Source organism: Microbacterium sp. NPDC006705 (assembly GCF_044903545.1).
GTDB classification, from domain to species: domain Bacteria; phylum Actinomycetota; class Actinomycetes; order Actinomycetales; family Microbacteriaceae; genus Microbacterium; species Microbacterium plantarum.
Map to the genome: position 1 here is coordinate 1,508,850 of NZ_JBJDQQ010000001.1, position 20,031 is coordinate 1,528,880.

Sequence of the window (20,031 nt, forward strand, 5' to 3'; positions counted from 1 at the left end):
ACCGAATATGTTTGAGTAGTCGACATTCCGTACCCCCGGTCTGCGCAAAGGAGCGCTCGAACCATGCGAATTCGTCGACCCCGTTTACTGGCAGCCGCGGCGACCGCGGCGCTCGCCGCACCGTTACTCGTCGCGACGGGAGCCGCCGCGGCCCCCGGGGCGACTACCCCCGTCGTCGCCAACGACTTCTCGAGCCCGACGCTCGGTGACGCGCTGACGCAGAGCGGAGGCGACGGCTCCACGCTCGACTACGTCGACGGCGCTCTCGTCGTGCGGGACCGCGACGCCGACTACGTCGGCATCCAGACGGCGCTGGGCATCCTCGAGCCCGAGACCGAGTACACCGTCAGCGCCCGCGTCCGGCTGGCCGCGGGCACGCCCGACACGCAGGCGCGCTGGGTCGGCGTCCCGGGATACACCTGGATCGGGAACACGACCATCACGGCCGGCGACTGGACGACGGTCACCGGCACCTGGACGTCGCCGCAGACCACCGAGGACGTCCGGCTCTACCTCGGCACCGGCGACATCGCCGGCACGGCCGCGTACACCTACCTCGTCGACGACGTCACCGTCACGGCGACGGACGGCGATCCGGGCACGAATCCGGGTACCGGCCCCGACGCCCCGGGCACCGTCCTGATCGAGAGCACGTTCGACGACGGCGCCCTCGGCGCCTGGCAGCCGCGGGCCGGGTCGAGCGGTGCCGGCCCGACCGTGGAGGTCGTGCCCGGCGGAGCCGACGAGTCGTCGCACGCGGCTCTCGTCACCGATCGGACGCACGAAGGCGACGGCATCCTCCTCGATGTCACCGACACCCTTCTCGCGGGACAGACCTATGCATTCTCCGCGGCGCTGCGCTTCGCGCCCGGCGCGGACCCCGGCCAGGGCCTCACCGTCTCGATGCGCACCGACGACGGCGGCACGGTCGCCTATACCAACCTCCTGCAGGCCGAGAGCGTCTCGGCGACCGGATGGACGACCGTCGCCGGCGACATCACCATCCCCGGGTACGACGCCGCGGCCGAGCTCTACATCGAGGCGCGGTACAACTCCGGCAACACCTCGCCGTTCCTCGTCGACCAGGTGCGGGTCGCGGTGCCCGAAGCCGGCCAAGGCGACCTCGATCTCACTCCGCTGAAGGACACGACCGACTTCCCCGTCGGCGTCGCGATCGATCAGCGCGAGACCAGCGGCGCGGCATCCGATCTGCTCCGGCACCACTTCGACCAGATCACACCCGAGAACCACATGAAGGTCGAGGCCTGGTACGACCACCAGCAGCAGTTCCAGCGCCACCCGCAGGCCACCGCGCTGCTCGACTACGCGGCCGCGAACGGCCTGCGGCTCTACGGGCACGTGCTGCTGTGGCACGCCCAGACCCCCGACTGGTTCTTCCAGGATGCTTCCGGGCGAGAGCTCACCGACTCGGAGGCCGACAAGCAACTGCTGCGCGACCGGCTCGCGACGCACATCGACGACGTCGCCCGGTCGATCGCCGACGACTACGGCCTGTTCGGGTCCGAGACCAATCCCCTCGTCGCGTGGGACGTCGTCAACGAGGTCATCTCCGACCAGGCGACGCCCGACGGCCTGCGAACCAGCCGGTGGCACGACGTCCTCGGTGAGGAGTTCATCCACCTCGCTTTCCGGCTCGCCGACCAGGCGTTCAACCGCGACTACGCGGCCCCGGACTCGGACCGCCCCGTGAAGCTGTTCATCAACGACTACAACACCGAGCAGGACGCCAAGGGAACGCAGTACGAGGCCCTCGTCGGCCGGATGGTCGCCGCCGGAACGCCCCTCGACGGCGTCGGCCACCAGTTCCACGTCTCGATCAACACCCCTGTCAGCGCTCTCGCGAGCACGCTCGACCGGTTCGCCGGCCTCGGCCTCATGCAGGCGGTCACCGAGCTCGACGTCACCGTCAACCCCGCCACCGCGGCGAACCTCGCGCGTCAGGGGTACTACTACCGCGACGCGTTCGAGGTGTTCCGCGACTACCACGCCGGGGCGCCGGCATCCGAGGACCTCTACTCGGTCACCGTGTGGGGTCTCACCGACGCCCGCTCGTGGCGCTCGGAGCAGGTTCCGCTGCTGTTCGCGGGCGACCTGAGCGCGAAGTCGGCGTTCTTCGGTGCGATCGGCCAGGACGACGGTCTGCCGCCGCTGGTGACGACCGCCGATGTGTTCCGCGGCGATGTGGGGCTCGACGGCGCGATCGCCGATGCCGCCGAATGGCGCAACCTGCCCGAGCACCCGCTCACCGGCGACGCGGGCGGTTTCCAGACGCGCTGGAGCGACGATCACCTCACGGTGCTCGTTCGCTCGAACGTGCGGCCCAAGCGGATCGAGTTCACCTACCGTGACGAGCAGGCCGCTTTCGGCACCGGCGGCGACCTCGCCGGCCGGACCGTCGAGGCCGACGGCGCGTTCTACTCCGTCGTTCAGCTGCCGCACGAAGCCCCGGCCGTAGGCGCGACCGCCGCCTTCGACGTGCGCGTCTTCGGTGCCGACGGGCTCGTGGGATCGTGGAACTCGGCGGGTGCCATGGGTCAGCTGACCTTCTACGAGGAGCTGTCGTACCTCGAGATCCCCCGCGCTGACACGATCACGGTCGACGCGGTCGTGGATGACGCGTGGGCCGACGCTCCGCGGATCGAGACGGCCAAGCGCGTCGAGGGCGACGCGACCGGCGCCACGGCGACGGTCCGGACGCTCTGGCGCGACAACGTGCTCTACACCCTTTTCGAGGTCGTCGATCCCGAGATCGACACGTCGAACAGCGATCCCTGGAACCGCGACGGCGTCGAGATCTTCCTCGATCTCGGCAACACCAAGAGCGGCGCGTACGGTCCCAACGACACGCAGATCCGCATCACGGTCGACGGCGACGTCACCTTCGGCACCGGCAACGAGGCGCTCCAGCGGTCACGACTGCTCGAGAGCGCGACCGCGCGCACCGCGAACGGGTACATCGTCGAGGCGGCCATGGACCTCGTCGGTCAGTCCGGCGGGCAGAGCGACGTTCCGCTCGGTGGTCCCGGCACCTTCCAAGGCTTCGACGCGCAGGTCAACGACGCTCGCGGCGGCTCGCGCTTCGCCGTGCACACGTGGGCCGAGCCGACCGGCACCGGCTACCAGACCACCTCGCGGTGGGGCGTCGTGCACCTCGTCGACTCGCTGACCACGCCGGGCGAACCGGGCGGTCCGGGTGAGCCCGGCGAGCCCGACGCGTGGGCGACCGTCGACATCGGCGACGGCCGCGTGGCCCAGGGCGGATCGCTGCCCGTGCGGGTCTCGGGCCTCGAGCCGCAGCAGCAGATCGGCGCCACGCTGTACAGCGATCCGATCGTCGTCAGCGGCATCCCCGCGGCCGATGCGTCAGGCGAGGTGCGCTTCGCCGTCGCCGTCCCCCGTGACCTCCCGACCGGAGAGCACACGCTCGTCATCACGTCGCCCGGGTTCGACGACATCCGCGTGGCCGTGACGGTCGTGAGCGGCGCCTCGAGCGGCAGCGGCGCCGCGGGCGGCACGGCCAGCGGGAGCGGCAGCCTCAGCGCGACCGGGGGCGAACTGCCGTGGGGCGCGGCACTCGCGGCGGCGGCGCTGCTCACCGCGGGCGGACTGTTCCTGGCGCTGCGGCGACGCCGCACCCCCTGACCCGCGGGTCTGCTCTCGGGCGCGAACGTCGGAGAAAAGCGCGAACCTCGGAGTCCATCGCAGGATGGCTCCGAGGTTCGCGTCGTTCTCCGCCCGAAGGTGCGTCAGGCGCCGCGCAGGCGCTCGGCGAGATAGCCCTCGAGCGCGTCGAGCGCGATGCGCTCCTGCGCCATCGTGTCGCGGTCGCGCACGGTGACGGCCCGGTCGTCGAGCGAGTCGAAGTCGACGGTGACGCAGAACGGCGTGCCGACCTCGTCCTGACGGCGGTAGCGGCGCCCGATCGCACCGGCGTCATCGAAGTCGATGTTCCAGCCGCGGCCGCGCAGCGTGTCGGCGACCTCGCGCGCCAGCGGCGAGAGACGCTCGTTGCGGCTGAGGGGCAGCACGGCCACCTTGACGGGCGCCAGGCGCGGGTCGAGGCGCAGCACGGTGCGGGTGTCGACGCCGCCCTTCGCGTTGGGCACCTCTTCTTCGTCGTACGCGTCGACGAGGAAGGCCATCATGGCCCGCGTCAGGCCGAACGAGGGCTCGATCACGTACGGCGTGTACTTCTCGCCGGATGCCTGGTCGAAGTAGGTCAGTGACTGGCCGGATGCCTCGGAGTGGCTGCCCAGGTCGTAGTCGGTGCGGTTCGCGACGCCCATGAGCTCGCCCCACTCCTTGCCCGGGAACCCGAAGCGGTACTCGACGTCGATCGTGCCGGCGGAGTAGTGGGCGCGGTCGTCCTCGGGGACGTCGAAGCGCCGCATGTTGTCGGCGTCGATGCCCAGCTCGATGAACCAGTTCCAGCACGCCTCGACCCAGTGCTCGAACCACTGCTGCGCCTCGGCGGGCGGCGTGAAGAACTCGATCTCCATCTGCTCGAACTCGCGCGTGCGGAAGATGAAGTTACCCGGCGTGATCTCGTTGCGGAACGCCTTGCCGACCTGGCCGATGCCGAACGGCGGCTTCTTGCGGCTCGCCGTGAGGACGTTCGAGAAGTTCACGAAGATGCCCTGCGCGGTCTCGGGGCGCAGGAAGTACAGGCCGGTCTCGTCGTCGACGACGCCGAGGTAGGTCTTCACGAGGCCCGAGAACGACTTGGGCTCGGTGTACTGGCCCTTGGTGCCGCAGTTCGGGCACGGGACGTCGGCGAGGCCGTTCTCGGCCTTGCGGCCCTTGCGCGCCTCGAAGTCCTCGATGAGGGTGTCTTCGCGGAAGCGCTTGTGGCACTGCAGGCACTCGACCAGGGGGTCGGTGAAGGTCGCGACGTGGCCGGAGGCCTCCCAGACGCGCTTGGGCAGGATGATCGACGAGTCGAGGCCGACCATGTCGCCGCGACCGCGCACGAAGGTCTGCCACCACTGGCGGCGGATGTTCTCCTTGAGCTCCGTGCCGAGGGGGCCGTAGTCCCACGCGGAGCGCGAACCGCCGTAGATCTCCCCCGCCTGGAAGACGAACCCGCGGTGACGGGCGAGGGCGATGACTTTGTCGAGGCGGGACTGCTCGGCCACAGGTGGCTCCTCATGGTCGTTTTCGGGATGCGCCGGCGGCGCGGATGCCGCAGACAACGGCATCCTCGATTCTAGTCGCGCCGCGCAGGTCGACCCCGATACGGTCGAAGGACACATCGTTACGCACGGGAAAGGTCAGCATGGAAGCTCTATTCGCCGGAGGCGCGCTCGTGATCGGCGGCATCGCCGTGATCGCCGTCATCATCCTTCTGATCTTCCTGCTGATCATGGTGCGGGCCTGGTACAAGGTCGCCAAGGCCGACCAGGCACTCGTCGTCGTCGGTCGCAGCCAGAAGAACGCGGCGGGAGACTCCTCGCGCATCTCGGTGATCACCGGCGGCGGCGCCCTCGTCAACCCGCTGACCCAGCGCGCCGAGATGATCTCGCTGCGCGCACGTCAGATCAAGATGGAGCCCACGGCTCAGGCATCCAACGGCGTCACCGTGTCGGTGGCAGGCGTGGCCCTCGTGAAGATCGGCTCGGACCCCGAGTTCGTGCGTCGTGCCGCCGAGCGCTTCCTGTCGCAGGACGGCGCGATCGAGCAGTTCACGACCGAACAGCTCGAGGGCGCGCTCCGCGGCGTCGTCGCAACGCTGACCGTCGAGCAGCTCATGAAGGACCGCCAGAAACTGTCGGACCAGATCGCCGAGGGCATCAAGAGCGACCTGCTGGCCCAGGGCCTCATCCTCGACTCGTTCCAGATCCAGGGCATCACCGACAAGAACGGCTACATCGACGCCCTCGGCGCGACCGAGGTCGAGCGCGTTCGCCGCGAGGCCGAGGTCGCCCGCATCAACGCCGCCCGCGAGGTCAAGGCGCGTCAGCTCGCGACCGACGAGGCGAACCTCATCGAGCAGACCGCGTACGACAAGAACTCCGCCGCCGCCTCCGCCGAGGTCGGCCGCGCCCGCGCCGAGGCAGAGCAGGCCGAGGCTCTCGCCCGCGCGCAGCGCGAGCAGGACGTGCTGCTGCAGGCCGCCGAGAACCGGCAGGCCCAGCTCGACGCCGACATCAAGAAGGTCGCCGACGCCTCGCTCTACGAGCGCCAGCGCAAGGCCGACGCCGATGCGTACGCCGAGGTCAAGGCCGCCGAGGCCCGCGCACAGATCGCTGCCCAGGAGGCCGAGGCCACGCGCCTGCGCGCCCAGGCCGAGGCCGACGCCGTGCGCCTGGCCGGTGAGGCCCGCGCCGAGGCGATCGAGGCCGAGGCCGCCGCCATCGCCCAGAACCAGGAGGCCCTGCTCGCCCAGCGTGCGATCGAGGCCCTCGTGCCGCTGATGACCGAGTTCGCCCGCGGCTTCGACAAGGTCGGCTCCATCACGGTGCTCGGCGGCGACGGCGCATCGAGCCACATCGCCTCCGAGAGCGCGTCGAGCATGCGCGCCACCTTCGACGCCGTGCAGGCCACGACCGGCATCGACCTGCGCCAGATCATCCAGGGCCAGGCCACCGGCCGCGGTGTCGCCCAGGGCCTGCGCGAGGACGACGCCGCCGCGGCTTCGGCGCCGGCTCCGGCTCCGGCTCCGGCTTCGGAGGAGACCTCGGCGGAGTGACCCCGCGCTGACTCCTCAGATCCGACGACGCCCCGTCTCACCTCTCGCGTGATGACGGGGCTTCGTCGTTTCCGGGCGCCGGGATCTGAGGAGTTCCCGCGCGGGATTGTCAACCGGGTGCGACACCGCGCCGGGGGTTCGTAGCGTCGGGGCATGACGTTCACTCCTCGCCGTGCCATCGTGACCGCTTCCGACTCGGGGATCGGCCGTGCGACCGCCCTCGCCCTCGCCGACGTGGGGATGGACGTCGGGGTCACCTGGCACTCCGACGAGGAGGGCGCGAACGAGACCGCAGCGGGCGTTCGGGCCCGGGGCCGCAAGGCCGTCGTCGCCCAGTTCGACGCGACCGAGTTCGAGAAGGTCCCCGGTGTCATCGAGCACCTCGCCGAGGAGCTCGGCGGCCTCGACGTCTTCGTCAACAACGCCGGCGGCGGCACCGGCGGGCCCGTGCTCGACCTCGACCTCGACGGGTGGCGGACGGTCGTCGCGCTCAACCTCGACGGCGCCTTCCTCGGAATGCAGACCGCCGCGAAGCTCATGGCGGATGCCGGTGACGGCGGGCGCATCATCGCGGTGACGAGCGTCCACGGCTCGCAGCCGCGGGTCGGCTCGGCCGCCTACGTCGCCTCGAAGCACGGCCTCGAGGGCCTCGTGAAGACGATGGCGCAGGAGCTCGGCCCCCGAGACATCACCGTCAACTCGGTCGCGCCCGGCGAGATCGCGACCCCCATCAACGACATGGAGGGCGACGAGGCCGAGAAGACCCACCGCCCCGGCATCCCGATCCCGCGCCCGGGCAAGCCCGAGGAGATCGCCGCGGTCGTCGCGTTCCTGGCGTCGCCGGCGTCGTCGTATGTCACCGGTGCGACGTGGGTCGTCGACGGCGGGATGCTGCAGATGGGCCCGCAGGCCGGCTCTCACCTCGAGTCCGACGACTGGCGCGACGCCGGCGCGGAGTAACCACGCCGCGCGCGGCGCAGGTCAGGGTCGGACGAGGAGGTAGCCGCGCTCGTCGTCGAAGCCGCCGACGGTGAGCCCGGCCGCGAAGTGCTCGAGGAACTGCGCGCGCACGCGGTCGCGCCAGGCGGCGGCGTCCGCGGGAGAGGCGGCGCGGATGGCGTGGATGTCGGCGGGCACCTCGATCGTCGCGACGATCCGGTCGTCGGACGGACGCTCCTGCGGCGGCGCCGCGAGCGGCCACGTCACCATGAGCCGGTCGGTGACCTCGCCGCGATTGATGCCGTCGTCCATGAGCCCGTACTGGTCGACGAGGTAGTCGCTGATGCGGGCTCCGAGTACCTGCAGGTTGAAGTGCGCGTTGCGCGCGAAGAGCGGGTCGAACGTCCACGTGATGGTGCCGACCTCACGGGCGAAGGCCCACGCGCGCTGGTGCTGCTTGAGCACGCGCCCAAGTCCCTGCTGCTGGTACTCCGGCAGCACACCGGTCACGTGCGAGTGCATCGACCGCGCACCCGGCTCGGCGAAGAACGCCACCGACGCACCGACGACCCGGTCGCCGTCGAAGAGTCCGACCACGTAGTTGCCGGAGTAGGCGAGGGCGCGCATGAGGTTCGTGGGCACCGAATCGCGGTCGCCGCCCCACACCTCGCGCAGCACCGCGGCGCCGGCGAAGATGTCGGCGACGGTCTCGAGGGGGCGGATGTCGATCCCCGCGGGCACGTCGGCTGGGGTCGGGGGAACGCTCTCGCTCATGAGCCCACCCTACGCCGCCGCGGATAGCCTGAAGGGATGGCATCGGGTGAGAGCGGACGACGACGACTCACCCGGATGCCGCGACAGGGCGCGATCGTCACGGTGCTGGCGATCGCGGGACTGGCCTCGTCGTTCATGTTCACCCTCGTCGTCCCCATTCAGTCGAAACTGCCCGAGCTGCTCGACGCGAGCCGCGAAGACACGGCGTGGGTCGTCACCGCCACCCTCCTCGCCGCCGCGGTGTTCACCCCCATCGCGGGGCGCCTCGGCGACATGTACGGCAAGCGCCGCATCGTGCTCGTACTGCTCGGCCTGCTCATCGCCGGGTCGGTCGTCGCGGCGCTGTCCACGGACATCGTCGGGGTGATCGTGGGGCGCGCGCTGCAGGGTGCGGTGACCGGCGTCGTGCCGCTCGGGATCTCGATCATGCGCGACGTGCTGCACGAGAACCGCGTCGACGCGGCGATCGCACTGATGTCGGCGACCCTCGGCGTCGGGGGCGCCGTCGGCATGCCCGTGAGCGCGCTCATCACCGAGACGAGCGACTGGCACGTGCTGTTCTGGATGTCGGCGGGCCTGGGCGCGATCGTGCTCGTGCTGGTCGTGCTCGTCGTTCCCCCGAGCGTGCTGCGGACGCCGGGGCGCTTCGACCTCATCGGGGCGATCGGCCTCGCGGTCGGTCTGACCGGAGTGCTCCTCGCGGTCTCGCGCGGGAACACTTGGGGCTGGACGTCAGCGGCGACCCTCGCGTGCGGCCTCGGCGGCATCCTCGTCCTGCTGGTGTGGGGCCGGTTCGAGCTGCGCATCGCCGACCCGTTGCTCGACCTGCGCGTCGCCGCCCGCCCGGCAGTGCTGCTGACAAACCTCGCGTCGGTCGCGATCGGCTTCTCGCTCTTCGCCTCGAACGTGTCGTACCCGCAGATGCTCGAGCTTCCCGAGACGGTCGGCGGCTTCGGACTGACGCTGCTGCAGGCGAGCCTCATCATCATGCCGGCGGGTCTGGTGATGATGATCCTCTCGCCGTTCTCGGGGCGACTGGCCCGAACGGTGGGGCCGCGCCTGCTGCTCGTCCTCGGCTCGATAGCCCTGATCCTCGCCTACGGCTTCTCGCTGCTGTGGGCCTCCGAGGTCTGGCACCTGCTCGTGGCGAACCTCCTCATCGGCGTGGGCATCGGATTCGGCTACGCCGGCATGCCGATGCTCATCATGCGCTCGGTCCCGCCGACCGAGACCGGCGCGTCGAACGGCCTGAACGCCCTCTTCCGCTCCCTCGGGACGAGCACCGCGGCCGCTCTCGTCGGCGCCGTGCTGGCTGCCCTGTCGATCGAGCGCGACGGCGTCGCCGTGCCGACACCGGCCGCGTTCCAGGTCTCGTTCGCCCTCGGCCTGGGCGCCGCCGTGATCGCCCTGGCCGTGGCGCTGTGCATACCGCAGCGCCGCGATCCGCACGAGTCGCGCCCGTCGCTGCCCTGAGCGGCGTATCGTCGGCATCCATGAGCCACGAGGACGCAGACACCACCGCATCCCGCCCCCACTCCCCCGACGACAGCCGGAACGACCGCCGCTTCTTCGGGCAGCCGTGGGCGCTCACACACATCTTCGGTGTCGAGCTGTGGGAGCGGTTCAGCTTCTACGGCATGCAGATCGTCCTGGTCTACTACCTCTACTTCTCGGTCTCGGAGGGCGGGGCGGGCCTGCCCGAGGCCACAGCCGTCGGCATCGTCGGCGCCTACGGCGGAGCGGTCTACCTCTCCACGATCCTCGGAGCCTGGATCGCCGATCGCCTGCTCGGCTCCGAGCGCGTGCTCTTCTTCAGCGCGATCATCATCGTCGCGGGCCACGTCGCGCTCGCCGTGCTCCCGGGGCTGCTGTCTGTCGCGGTCGGACTCGTGCTGGTCGCGCTCGGCTCGGGCGGGCTGAAGGCGAACGCCACGGCGGTCGTCGGATCCCTCTACTCGGAGCACGACCCCCGCCGCGACGCCGGATTCTCGCTGTTCTACCTCGGCATCAACCTCGGCGCCTTCGCGGGGCCGCTGCTCACCGGCTTCCTGCGCACGAGCCTCGGTTTCCACTGGGCGTTCGGAGCCGCGGCGGTCGGCATGACCATCGGCCTGATCCAGTACGCGATCGGACGCCGGTCGCTGCCCGAGGCCGCACGTCGCGTTCCCAACCCGCTGCCCCGGTCGCGCTACCCGCTGGTCATCGGCATCGCGGTCGCAGCCGTCGCGGCCATCGCGCTCCTGATCGCCCTCGGCGTCATCCGGGCCGACAACCTGTCGCTCGTCGTCGTCATCGTCGTCATCGTCGCGACGATCGCCTACTTCACCGTGATCATCTCGAGCTCGCGGATCACCTCGACCGAGCGGTCGCGCGTGTACGGCTTCATCCCGCTCTTCATCGTCAGCGTCGCCTTCTGGTCGCTGTATCAGCAGCAGTTCACCGTCATCCCGATCTACGCCGAGAAGCGGCTGGACCGGAACGTCCTCGGGTGGGAGATGCCGCCGGACTGGGTCAATTCCATCAACCCCGTGTTCATCATCATCCTCTCGGGGGTCTTCGCGGCCCTGTGGACGAAGCTCGGAACACGTCAGCCCTCGACGCCGATCAAATTCGCCGCGGGCGTCATCGTCATGGGACTGGCGTTCCTGCTGTTCCTGCCATTCGCCGGCGGCGGCCCGGCCGCGACCCCGCTGCTCGGCATCGTCGGCATCCTGTTCGTCTTCACCGTCGCCGAGCTGCTGATCTCGCCCGTCGGGCTGTCGGCCGCGACGAAGCTCGCGCCGGCGAGGTTCCAGACGCAGATGGTCGCGCTGTTCTTCCTCTCGGTCTCGCTGGGAACGGCGATCTCGGGACTGCTCGCGCCGCTCTACAATCCCGAGAACGAGGTGCCCTACTTCTCGATCCTCGCCGCCATCGCGATCGGCCTCGGCCTCGCGCTCGCAGCGGCCCGCAAGCCCGTGCTCGCTCTCATGCGCGACGTCCGCTGACACACGCGAGAGGATGGACACATGTCCTCTTCCGTCGCGCGTCGTTCCAACCCCACCGCCTGGGCCGCCTTCTGGGTCGGCCTCCTCGGGCTCATCCTCATGCCGATCCCGCTGTTCATCGGCTTCGTGCTCGGGGGCGGTCTCTCGCTCGTGGCCGCCGTGCTGGTGGTGATCGCCCTGCTCAAGGGCCTCGCGCGCAGCGGCGCGGGTATCGCTCCGGTCGTCTTCGCGGGCATCTTCGTGCTGCTCACCTGGGGCGGCATCTCGCTCGGCGGCGGCATCGTCTGGTGACCCACCCCCGCGGGCTGTCGGGCCGCGATGCACCCGCGACCGCGGGCGCCCAGCTGATTCGGCTAGCGTGAATGGTCGCAGGACACCGCGAGAGGGAGCCATGACCGACACACAGCCGCAGATCTTCGAGCCCGAGGGCCGCGCCATCCCCTACGTCGAGGATGCCGGCAGCGAGCCGGTCCTGGTGCTGATCCCGGGCTACAGCAACATCGCGGCGCTCGGAACGCTCGCCCACGTGCTGGCCGAGGAGGACTTCCGCATCCTGCGGGTCGGCTACCGCACGGCGCAGACCGAGGGCGTCACGCTGCACGACCTGGCACAGGATGTCGTCGACGTCATGGACCACGTCGGACTCGGCGACGCCTGGGTCGGCGGTCACGCCTTCGGCGGCGCCGTCGCGCGCACCGTCTCGATCGACCACACCGACCGCGTCGACGGCGTGCTGCTGCTCGGCGCCGAGGGCGACGAGCCCCGCACCGACCTCGAGCCGCTGCAGGCGGCGGCCGCGACGTCCGTGTCGCTCGACGAATGGCGCGCGCTCGCCCCGACGGTTCCGGTCATGCTCATCCAGGGCGCCGACGACGAGGTGCTGCCGCCCGCGAACGGCGAGCGCCTGCAGGCCGCCGCTCCCGGCCTCGTCAGCCTCGTGACCCTCGAGGGTGGCGGGCACCTCTTCCCGGCGACGCACGCCGGCGAGGCCGCCTTCGTCATCGAGGACTACCTCGACGTCGACTGACCCGGGTGCCGAACCGGGGGCTGGGACAGGGCAGAATCGAAGGATGACCGATTCGTCGACTGCGCTCCACCCCGCCCACGCCTGCCTCATCGTGCACGGGCAGGACCAGCCGGGCATCATCGCCGCCCTGTCGGCGATGGTCACCCGCGTGGGCGGCAACATCGTCGCGTTCGACCAGTACTCCGACGACCCGACCGGTGGCGCCTACTTCTGCCGCGTGGTCTTCCACCGCCCGAACTTCGCCGTCGACCGCCCGTCGATCGAAGCCGAGATCGGCGAGACGCTCGCCGGGTTCGATCTGCAGTGGTCGCTGACCGACCAGTCGGTGCCCAAGCGCATGGCGATCCTGTCGTCGAAGCAGGACCACTGCCTGCTCGACCTGCTGTGGCGCCACCGCCGCGGCGATCTGCCCGTGACGGTACCGATGGTCGTGTCGAACCACACCACCTCGGCCGAGGACGTCCGCTCGTTCAACGTCCCGTTCTTCCACGTCCCGTCGACGCCCGGCCCCGACAAGTCGGCGTCCGAGGCCGAGATCCTGAAGCTGCTCGTCGGCAACGTCGACTTCGTCGTCCTGGCCCGCTACATGCAGATCCTGTCGTCGGACTTCCTCGAGAAGCTCGGCGTGCCCGTCATCAACATCCACCACTCGTTCCTCCCCGCCTTCATCGGCGCCGAGCCCTACAAGAAGGCCAAGGAACGCGGCGTCAAGCTCATCGGCGCGACGAGCCACTACGTCACGACCGACCTCGACGAGGGGCCGATCATCGAGCAGGACACGATCCGGGTCACCCACGCCGAGACGGCGGCCGAGCTCGCCCGCCGCGGCGCCGACGTCGAGCGTCAGGTGCTCTCGCGCGCGGTGCTGTGGCACGCGCAGGACCGCGTCATCCGACACGGCAACCACACGATCGTCTTCTGACCGCGGGCCGCGCGAGCTCGCGGGCCGGGTCTCAGCTCGCGGGCTGCACCGGCTCGAAGTCGTCGGGGCCCGTCGCGCCGGTCGGCGACAGGAAGATGCGCGTCGTGTCGCCGGGATCGGCGGGATCGAATACGAGCGGACGCGTGTCACCGATCGCCGGCACCTCGCGCGGCGCGATGAGCACCATGGTCGTGACCCAACGATCCGTGCCCACGGCGTCGGTGAACTTCGCCACCAGCGACGCGGCCATCCGCGACGCGTCATGCGCGGGAAGGGGTGCCTCGACGATCTCCGCGTCGACGCGCGAGCCGGAGGCCAGGAGGCGTGAGATGACCGCGTTGTTGCGGCGGCGCGTCGCGAGGGAGCGCACCCGCGCGATGTAGCTCAGCACGGCGAGGAGCGTGAAGAGCCCGGGCAGCCACCATTGTCCGGCGTACAGGATCCACTCGCCGACACCCCAGGTCTCGTTGCCGCCGAATGTCGGGTCGACGGCGACGCCGACGGCGTCGGGCTCGATCCACATCGTCGTCGCGATCCACGTGCCGATCGCCAGCCCGGCCAGGATCATCGTGAGCGGGCCGATCGCCGCGTAGCCCTTCTCGCGGGCGCTGAACCGGTGGTTCCACTTGCCGTACTGGCCGATGCAGACGATCAGCAGAAGGATGCCGACGGGCAGGCCCCACCCGCGCGCAGCCATGGGGACGCCGGTGTCGCGCGTGCCGAACACACTGTTGATGTTCACGACCCGGAGCTGCTCGAAGATGCCGCCGATAGCGAACCCGACGACCGCCGCAGCGGCGACCGACAGGATGCCCCAGATCAGGCTCGCGGCCAAGGCGGAGGTGGTCCCCCGATACTTGGCCTGTTCACGTCGTGCGGCTTCTCGGGGATCCAGCAAACTCACTCCCCCAGGCTAGCGCTGCCCGCGCCGGCGCTCAGGACACGGGCTGCTGCAGGTCGATGACCCATCGGTCGCCGTCACAGGGCGTCTGCAGGTAGATCTCGCGGCACGCGCCGTCGGATCGCAGTCCGCGCCGCTCCGCTTCGGCGACCAGCGCCTGCCACGCGCTCTGGATGCCAGCGAGATCGTCGGCCTCGTAGCGAAGGGTGAGCGCTCGCGGTTCGGCCGAGACGACCGCCCGCTCGAGGCCGTCGGGCACCGGAGCGTCACCGATCTGCTCAGCCGCGGCGGCGATCATGCCGTCGCTTGTTGTCATGTAGACCGCGACGCCGGGGCCCAGCCGTCGCGCACCGGCGGCATCGATGCTGTCGTTCACGCGTTGGAACATGACGCTGATCTCGTCTTCGATCTGCGCCATCTCGTCGATGCGGACCGACAGCTGAGTCAGAGTCAGCTCGGGCAGTGCGGTCTCGATGAATGTGGACACGGGTATCTCCTTCTCGATCGATCGGAGCCTCGCCTCGACCTCGTGCAGCCGCTGTACGTCCGCGGTGATCTGACCGCTCAGCTCAGCCCTCCGCTCCCGCAGGAGCGCGGCCACCGATGCCGACGACATACCGTCGTCGAGCAGCCGGCCGACCTGTTCGAGGGTGAAGCCGAGGTCCTTCAGCGCGATCAGCCGGTTGGCTCGATCGAGCTGCGACGCGGAGTATGAGCGGTAGCCCGAGGCCGGATCGACGCGATGCGGATGCAGCAGACCGAGTTGGTCGTAATGGCGCAGCATCCGCACCGACACGCCGGCCAGCCGGGCGAACTCTCCGATACTCAACATGGTGATCCCACTCGACAGCCTGACACGGTGTGAGAGTCAAGCGAACAGCGGGATCGGATCAGAAGACGTACTCCATGAGATCGAGCCCGAACGCGCGGAACGCCTCATGAGCGCGCAGGCGGTCGCTCATCGACAGGTCGTCGAACGCGACCAGGAGCGCGTACGACACCCCGGCACGGGGGCCGGCGAGCACGCCGGCCTCGGCGCGGATGCCGTCGGCGCGGCCGGTCTTGTTCACGAACAGCAGCTCGTGCTTGTCGTCGTCGTGCGCGAAGGGGTCGAGTCCCGTCACCGAGCCGACGAGCGACAGGTCGTGGTTCAGGCTCAGCCACTCCGACACCTGGGCGCTGACGCCGGGCGAGACGACGTCGGTGTTGACGAGGGCCGCGAACATCGCGGCGAGCTCGCGTGCCGTGCCGAGCGCGTAGTGCGGGGCATCGTCGGGCCCACGGGTGTCACGGAACCGGTCGAGCAGCGCCGTGCGCGGCATCCCCAGGCTCCCAATCCGGGCGCGCACCGCATCGAGACCGACCCGCTCGAGCAGGGCGTTGGCCGCGAGGGCGTCGCCCGTCGAAGCCGCGAGCACGGCGAGGTCGCCGAGCGGGAGGGCCGGTGCCACGAGGTGTCGCCAGAGTCCCGCGACGGCGACGTCGCCCACTGTCGAACGATCGACGATCTCGAGCGGGTCGAGGGTCCCGGCGTCGAACCGCGTGGCCACCTCGATCAGCAGCGGGACGATCCCCATCCCCGCGACGGGCAGCGTGACGAAGTCGTCGCCCGCGAGCACCGGTGTGCCGCGGTCGAGGTCGCTGACCCGCACGGACACCCGTGCTCCTGAAGCCGCCAGCGTGTCGAGCGCCTTCTCGGTCGACGCGAACCCCCGGCGCGGCACGCTCGAGCGACGTCGCGGACGCGCGGCGCCCCGTCGCTCCGCGCGCGAGCGGGCGGTCCCGGAGGAGGACTCGGATCCATCCACCGTCATGTTCTCGTCTCCGTCGGAGTCAGTCTGAGCGATTCGGTTCGGGTGATCACCAGATCGTGACGCGGCGATCAGGGGCGAGCCACAGCTCGTCTCCCTCGGTGACGCCGAATGCGTCGTAGAACGCATCGATGTTACGGACGATCTGGTTGCAACGGAACTCGTTCGGAGCATGAGGGTCGATCGTGAGCAGTCGAATGGTCTCGGCGTCGCGGCCCTTCTGCTGCCAGATCTGACCCCAGCTCAGGAGCAGCCGCTGCACACCCGTGAAGCCGTCGATCACGGGACCGTCGGGCGCTTCGGCCAGCTCCTCCGGCGACATCGTCGCGGCGAGGTGGAGCCGGTAGGCCTTGAGGGCGATGCCGAGGCCACCGAGGTCGCCGATGTTCTCCCCGATGGTCAGCGCCCCGTTCACGGTGTGCTCGTCGCCGAGGCCCCGCGGCACGAGGGCGTTGTACTGCTCGATCAGGGCGCCCGTGCGCTCCTCGAAGGCAGCACGATCAGCGTCGGTCCACCAGTCGTTGAGCGCGCCGGTGCCGTCGTAGGCGCTGCCCTGGTCGTCGAACCCGTGCCCGATCTCGTGACCGATGACCGCCCCGATGCCGCCGTAGTTCGCCGCGGCATCGCGCTCGGACGAGAAGAAGGGCAGCTGCAGGATCGCCGCGGGGAACACGATCTCGTTCATCAGCGGGTTGTAGTACGCGTTGACCGTCTGCGGCGTCATGTGCCACTCGTCGCGGTCGATCGGCTGACCGAGCTTCGCCAGCTGACGCTCGTACTCCCACTCGGTGGAACGCAGCACGTTGCCCAGGAGGTCGGTGGGGTCGATCTCGAGCGCGGAATAGTCCTTCCAGCGGTCGGGGTAGCCGATCTTCGGAGTGAAGGCGGCGAGCTTCTCGAGCGCGCGCTCGCGGGTGGCCGGCGTCATCCACTCGAGCCCCGTGATCGACTGCCGGTACGCCTCGATAAGGTTGTCGACGAGGGCATCCATCTCGACTTTGGCCTGCGGCGGGAAATGCCGCTCGACGTAGATCTCGCCGACAGCCTCGCCGAGCGCCGCCTGCACGATGCTCACGCCGCGCTTCCAGCGCTCGCGGTTGACGGGCACGCCGGTGAGCTGGGTGCCGTAGAAGTCGAAGTTCTCGGCGACGAAAGCGTCGGGCAGGAACGGCGCCGAGGCGCGAACGACCTGCAAACGCAGCCAGGCCTTCCAGTCCTCGAGGTGCTCGTCGGTCAAGAGCGTGCCGAGCCCGGAGAGGAAGCTCGGCTGATTGACGTTGATCTCGGCGAAACCGTCACGGTGCCGCGGCGCGAGCCCCTCCAGCCACGGGTCGAGGTCGACGCCGGCGAGGGCCGTCACCTCGTCCCACGTGTGCAGGTTGTAGGTCGCGACGGCGTCGCGGTTTCGCACGTTGTCCCAGTGGTGCGCGGCGAGCTCCGTCTCGAGCCGTGCGATGCGCTCGGCCTGCTCCGCGGCGTCTGCGACCCCGGCGAGCTCGAGCATGCGCTCGGCGTATCCGCGGAAGGCCGTGCGCGTCGCGGCGAAGCCGTCGAGGCGGTAGTAGCTCTCGTCGGGGAGCGACAGCCCGCCCTGCACGAAGAACACGACGTAGCGCTCGGGATTGCCCGGGTCGGGCTCGATGAAGGTACCGATCATGCCGCCGATGCCCTCGCGCTCGAGCTCGCCGACGGTGCGCAGCAGCGCCGGGATCGAGTCGACCGCGTCGACGCGCGCCAGCTGCGGTCGGAGCGGCTCGGCACCGAGCTCGTCGATGCGAGCCGTGTCCATGAAGCTCGTGAACAGGTCGCCGATCTTCCGCTGCACCGTGCCCGGCTCGGCGGTCGTCGCCTCGTCGATGATGGCGCGGACGTCGCTCTCGGCCTGCTCGGCGATGACGTGGAACGATCCCCAGCGGGCCTTGTCGTCGGGGATCTCGGTGCGCTCGAGCCAGCTGCCGTTGACGTGCCGGAACAGGTCGTCCTGCGGTCGGATCTCGGGACTCAGCTCGGCGATGTCGATGCCGGAGGGAAGGACGGGGTCGGTCATGGCACCCATGCTAGGCCGACCGGACGACACGAACTTCTGAGACCATTCAGCGTTCCGTGGTGGTACACCCCTCGGCAACCGGGATGCCGGCGAAACGATCCCTCGTCCAGTCGAACAGCTCGTCGATGAGGGGCGACGGTCGCTCGACGACCCCCGCATGCTCGAACCCCGCGTACGTGCGGAAGTCGACGTCCTGACCGGCTGCGCACATGCGGTCGACGAATGCGGCCTGGGTCTGCACCGGGATGACGCTGTCGGCCCCGCCGTGCGCCAGCAGCACGGGCGCGGTGGAGCGCAGCGGCGCCGTGTTCTCGCGCAGGTGCCGCCCGAGCACTCCGGATGCCGGCGACCGCGAGAACAGCGCCGGGTCGCGGCTCATCCCGAGAGCCGCGGCGACGGAGAGCACGATCGTCGGGTCGGACAGGCACCGCTCCGACATCTGCCGCAGCACGGTCTCCGCGCCGGGACGCACATAGTCGCGGTACTCGATCTCGGGATAGATCGACGAGAACGAGGCGAAGGCGTAGGACGCGAAGATGCTGCCGCCGGTGACACTCGAGATGCCCTGCACGAGAGCTGCGGGGTCGCTCGCCGGCGCGAGGGCGGCGACGCCCTGCACCCAGACCTCGGGAGCGTACTCACGGGCGACCGCGCCCGTCCACAGCGCCGCCGCACCGCCCTGCGAATGCCCCCACACGACGGTGCGGGCGCCGAGGTCGGCCTCCTCGAGCTCGCGCGCAGCCCGAACGGCGTCGAGCGAGGCGTGGGCGCTCGGCAGCCCGACGAGATAGGGATGCGGCCCCTCGGTGCCGAGTCCGATGTAGTCGGTGCCGACGACGGCCCAGCCCTCTTTGATGGCTCGCGGCAGCATGTAGAAAGCGCCCGCCCACAGTCCGCGCGGCTGCAGCGAGGGGGCGCAGTGCTGCGCGAACCCGGTGGTCCCGTGGTTCCAGTCGATCACCGGCCATTGCCCGTCGCCCTCGCGCGGCACCGCGACGATGGCGCTCGCGACGCGGACATCTCCGTCGACGCCGGTCGTCGTGTAGAGGATCCGCCACCCTTCCGCGCTGGCCGGGATGCCGGCGTCGAACGGCTCCGCCCGCACGAGACGCCCGGGCTCGTCGGGCAGGTCACGCGGCGCCGCATAGAAGTCGTCGACGACGGTCGAGCCGTCGCGCAACGGCGCTGTCACGATCGTCGTGGTCACGGCCAGCGCGACGGAGGCGATGGCGACCACCGTCCGTCCCCAGCGCCGGCGGGGCCTGCCGTCCGGCCCCACGCGTTCGGCCACGCGGTCGTCGCGACGGCGGCGGAGCCGCGTCCAGAGGTCGACGACGCCGCTCATGATCAGCCGGGCGCCGAAGACGACGGCGGTCACGAGCAGGGTGATGTCGGGCCAGAACAGTGCGAGCGCGCCGAAGATGACGCCCGACGCGCCGAAAGCGGCGTCGGCGATGCGCGCGTCCCAGGTACGGCCACGCCCGAAGGCTGCGATGACGCCGAGGATGCCGCCACCGAGGAGAAGGATGCCGACGACGACCGCGACGACACGCACCGTCAATCCCGGCGCGAGGAGGACGATCGCGCCGCCGAGAAGCCAGGCGACCCCCGTTGCCGTGCGCCAGCGCGGGCGGTGCGCCTCGCCCTCGCGCCCGGTGAGCTCGAGGAGGCCTGTCAGCGCCATTCCGCCGCCGATCAACCAGGCGAGGACGTCGAGAGCCGTCGTCGGACGGATGACGATGACGACGCCGAGCACGACGGCCGCTGCGGCCACGACGACGCGGACCCACGTCGGCAGCCGAGCGTGCAGGCGCGCAATCGCCAGGCGTTCGAGCAGCCGCATCCGGCGTCCTCTCCCTCGGTCGATGATCAACGGTAACCGTCGTTGCGGTGGCGTTCCGCGCGCTCGACAGC

General features: G+C 70.3%; 15 protein-coding genes. 8 read left to right on the plus strand and 7 right to left on the minus strand.

What is annotated here, in order from left to right; translation table 11 throughout:
* Positions 1–63: 63 nt before the first annotated feature.
* Positions 64–3,663: an endo-1,4-beta-xylanase gene (locus ACI2K6_RS07200; RefSeq protein WP_404568324.1), complete on the plus strand. Its 3,600-nt coding sequence runs from the start codon at positions 64–66 to the stop codon at positions 3,661–3,663.
* Between the two features lie 104 nt (positions 3,664–3,767).
* On the opposite strand, the gene ACI2K6_RS07205 is transcribed toward ACI2K6_RS07200, so the two are convergent.
* A complete protein-coding gene (locus tag ACI2K6_RS07205; RefSeq protein ID WP_112616161.1) occupies positions 3,768–5,156 on the minus strand; it encodes a glycine--tRNA ligase in 1,389 nt (462 codons plus the stop codon).
* Between the two features lie 140 nt (positions 5,157–5,296).
* Here ACI2K6_RS07205 and ACI2K6_RS07210 point away from each other — a divergent pair, with 140 nt between their 5' ends.
* Complete coding sequence (locus ACI2K6_RS07210) at positions 5,297–6,709, plus strand: SPFH domain-containing protein (protein ID WP_404568325.1); 1,413 nt, start codon at positions 5,297–5,299, stop codon at positions 6,707–6,709.
* Between the two features lie 153 nt (positions 6,710–6,862).
* Positions 6,863–7,669, plus strand: a complete 807-nt coding sequence (locus tag ACI2K6_RS07215) for an SDR family oxidoreductase (RefSeq protein ID WP_274178250.1) — start codon at positions 6,863–6,865, stop codon at positions 7,667–7,669.
* 21 nt (positions 7,670–7,690) lie between these two features.
* Here the strand turns inward: ACI2K6_RS07215 and ACI2K6_RS07220 are convergent, their stop codons facing one another.
* Complete coding sequence (locus ACI2K6_RS07220) at positions 7,691–8,422, minus strand: GNAT family N-acetyltransferase (protein WP_404568326.1); 732 nt, start codon at positions 8,420–8,422, stop codon at positions 7,691–7,693.
* 75 nt (positions 8,423–8,497) lie between these two features.
* Here ACI2K6_RS07220 and ACI2K6_RS07225 point away from each other — a divergent pair, with 75 nt between their 5' ends.
* The 5 genes from ACI2K6_RS07225 to purU all read left to right on the plus strand — a co-directional run bounded on the left by ACI2K6_RS07225 (position 8,498) and on the right by purU (position 13,358).
* Positions 8,498–9,895, plus strand: a complete 1,398-nt coding sequence (locus tag ACI2K6_RS07225; protein WP_274178541.1) for an MFS transporter — start codon at positions 8,498–8,500, stop codon at positions 9,893–9,895.
* Positions 9,896–9,915: 20 nt separating this feature from the next.
* The gene (locus ACI2K6_RS07230) at positions 9,916–11,409 is read left to right on the plus strand and encodes a peptide MFS transporter (protein WP_404568327.1); all 1,494 of its coding nucleotides are present in this window, start codon (positions 9,916–9,918) and stop codon (positions 11,407–11,409) included.
* Between the two features lie 21 nt (positions 11,410–11,430).
* Positions 11,431–11,700, plus strand: a complete 270-nt coding sequence (locus tag ACI2K6_RS07235) for a hypothetical protein (RefSeq protein WP_112616153.1) — start codon at positions 11,431–11,433, stop codon at positions 11,698–11,700.
* A gap of 100 nt (positions 11,701–11,800) precedes the next feature.
* Positions 11,801–12,436, plus strand: a complete 636-nt coding sequence (locus tag ACI2K6_RS07240; RefSeq protein ID WP_404568328.1) for an alpha/beta fold hydrolase — start codon at positions 11,801–11,803, stop codon at positions 12,434–12,436.
* A 43-nt stretch (positions 12,437–12,479) separates the two neighbouring features.
* Positions 12,480–13,358 (plus strand): formyltetrahydrofolate deformylase, encoded by an 879-nt coding sequence (gene purU, locus ACI2K6_RS07245; RefSeq protein ID WP_114589060.1) that lies wholly within the window; start codon positions 12,480–12,482, stop codon positions 13,356–13,358.
* Positions 13,359–13,389: 31 nt separating this feature from the next.
* Here the strand turns inward: purU and ACI2K6_RS07250 are convergent, their stop codons facing one another.
* From ACI2K6_RS07250 to ACI2K6_RS07270, 5 genes are read right to left on the minus strand one after another with little or no spacing between them, the layout of a single operon-like run.
* The gene (locus ACI2K6_RS07250) at positions 13,390–14,262 is read right to left on the minus strand and encodes a hypothetical protein (protein WP_269267066.1); all 873 of its coding nucleotides are present in this window, start codon (positions 14,260–14,262) and stop codon (positions 13,390–13,392) included.
* A 31-nt stretch (positions 14,263–14,293) separates the two neighbouring features.
* Positions 14,294–15,091 carry a MerR family transcriptional regulator gene (locus tag ACI2K6_RS07255; protein ID WP_404568329.1) on the minus strand — a complete coding sequence of 266 codons (798 nt, stop codon included), beginning with the start codon at positions 15,089–15,091 and terminating at the stop codon, positions 14,294–14,296.
* Between the two features lie 58 nt (positions 15,092–15,149).
* Positions 15,150–16,073, minus strand: coding sequence for a serine hydrolase (locus ACI2K6_RS07260; RefSeq protein WP_404568330.1), 924 nt, complete (start codon positions 16,071–16,073; stop codon positions 15,150–15,152).
* Between the two features lie 46 nt (positions 16,074–16,119).
* Positions 16,120–18,117, minus strand: coding sequence for a M13-type metalloendopeptidase (locus ACI2K6_RS07265; RefSeq protein WP_323987155.1), 1,998 nt, complete (start codon positions 18,115–18,117; stop codon positions 16,120–16,122).
* A gap of 46 nt (positions 18,118–18,163) precedes the next feature.
* On the minus strand, positions 18,164–19,960 hold the full coding sequence (locus tag ACI2K6_RS07270; protein ID WP_112616139.1) for an alpha/beta fold hydrolase: 1,797 nt from the start codon (positions 19,958–19,960) through the stop codon (positions 18,164–18,166).
* Between the last annotated feature and the right edge of the window lie 71 nt (positions 19,961–20,031).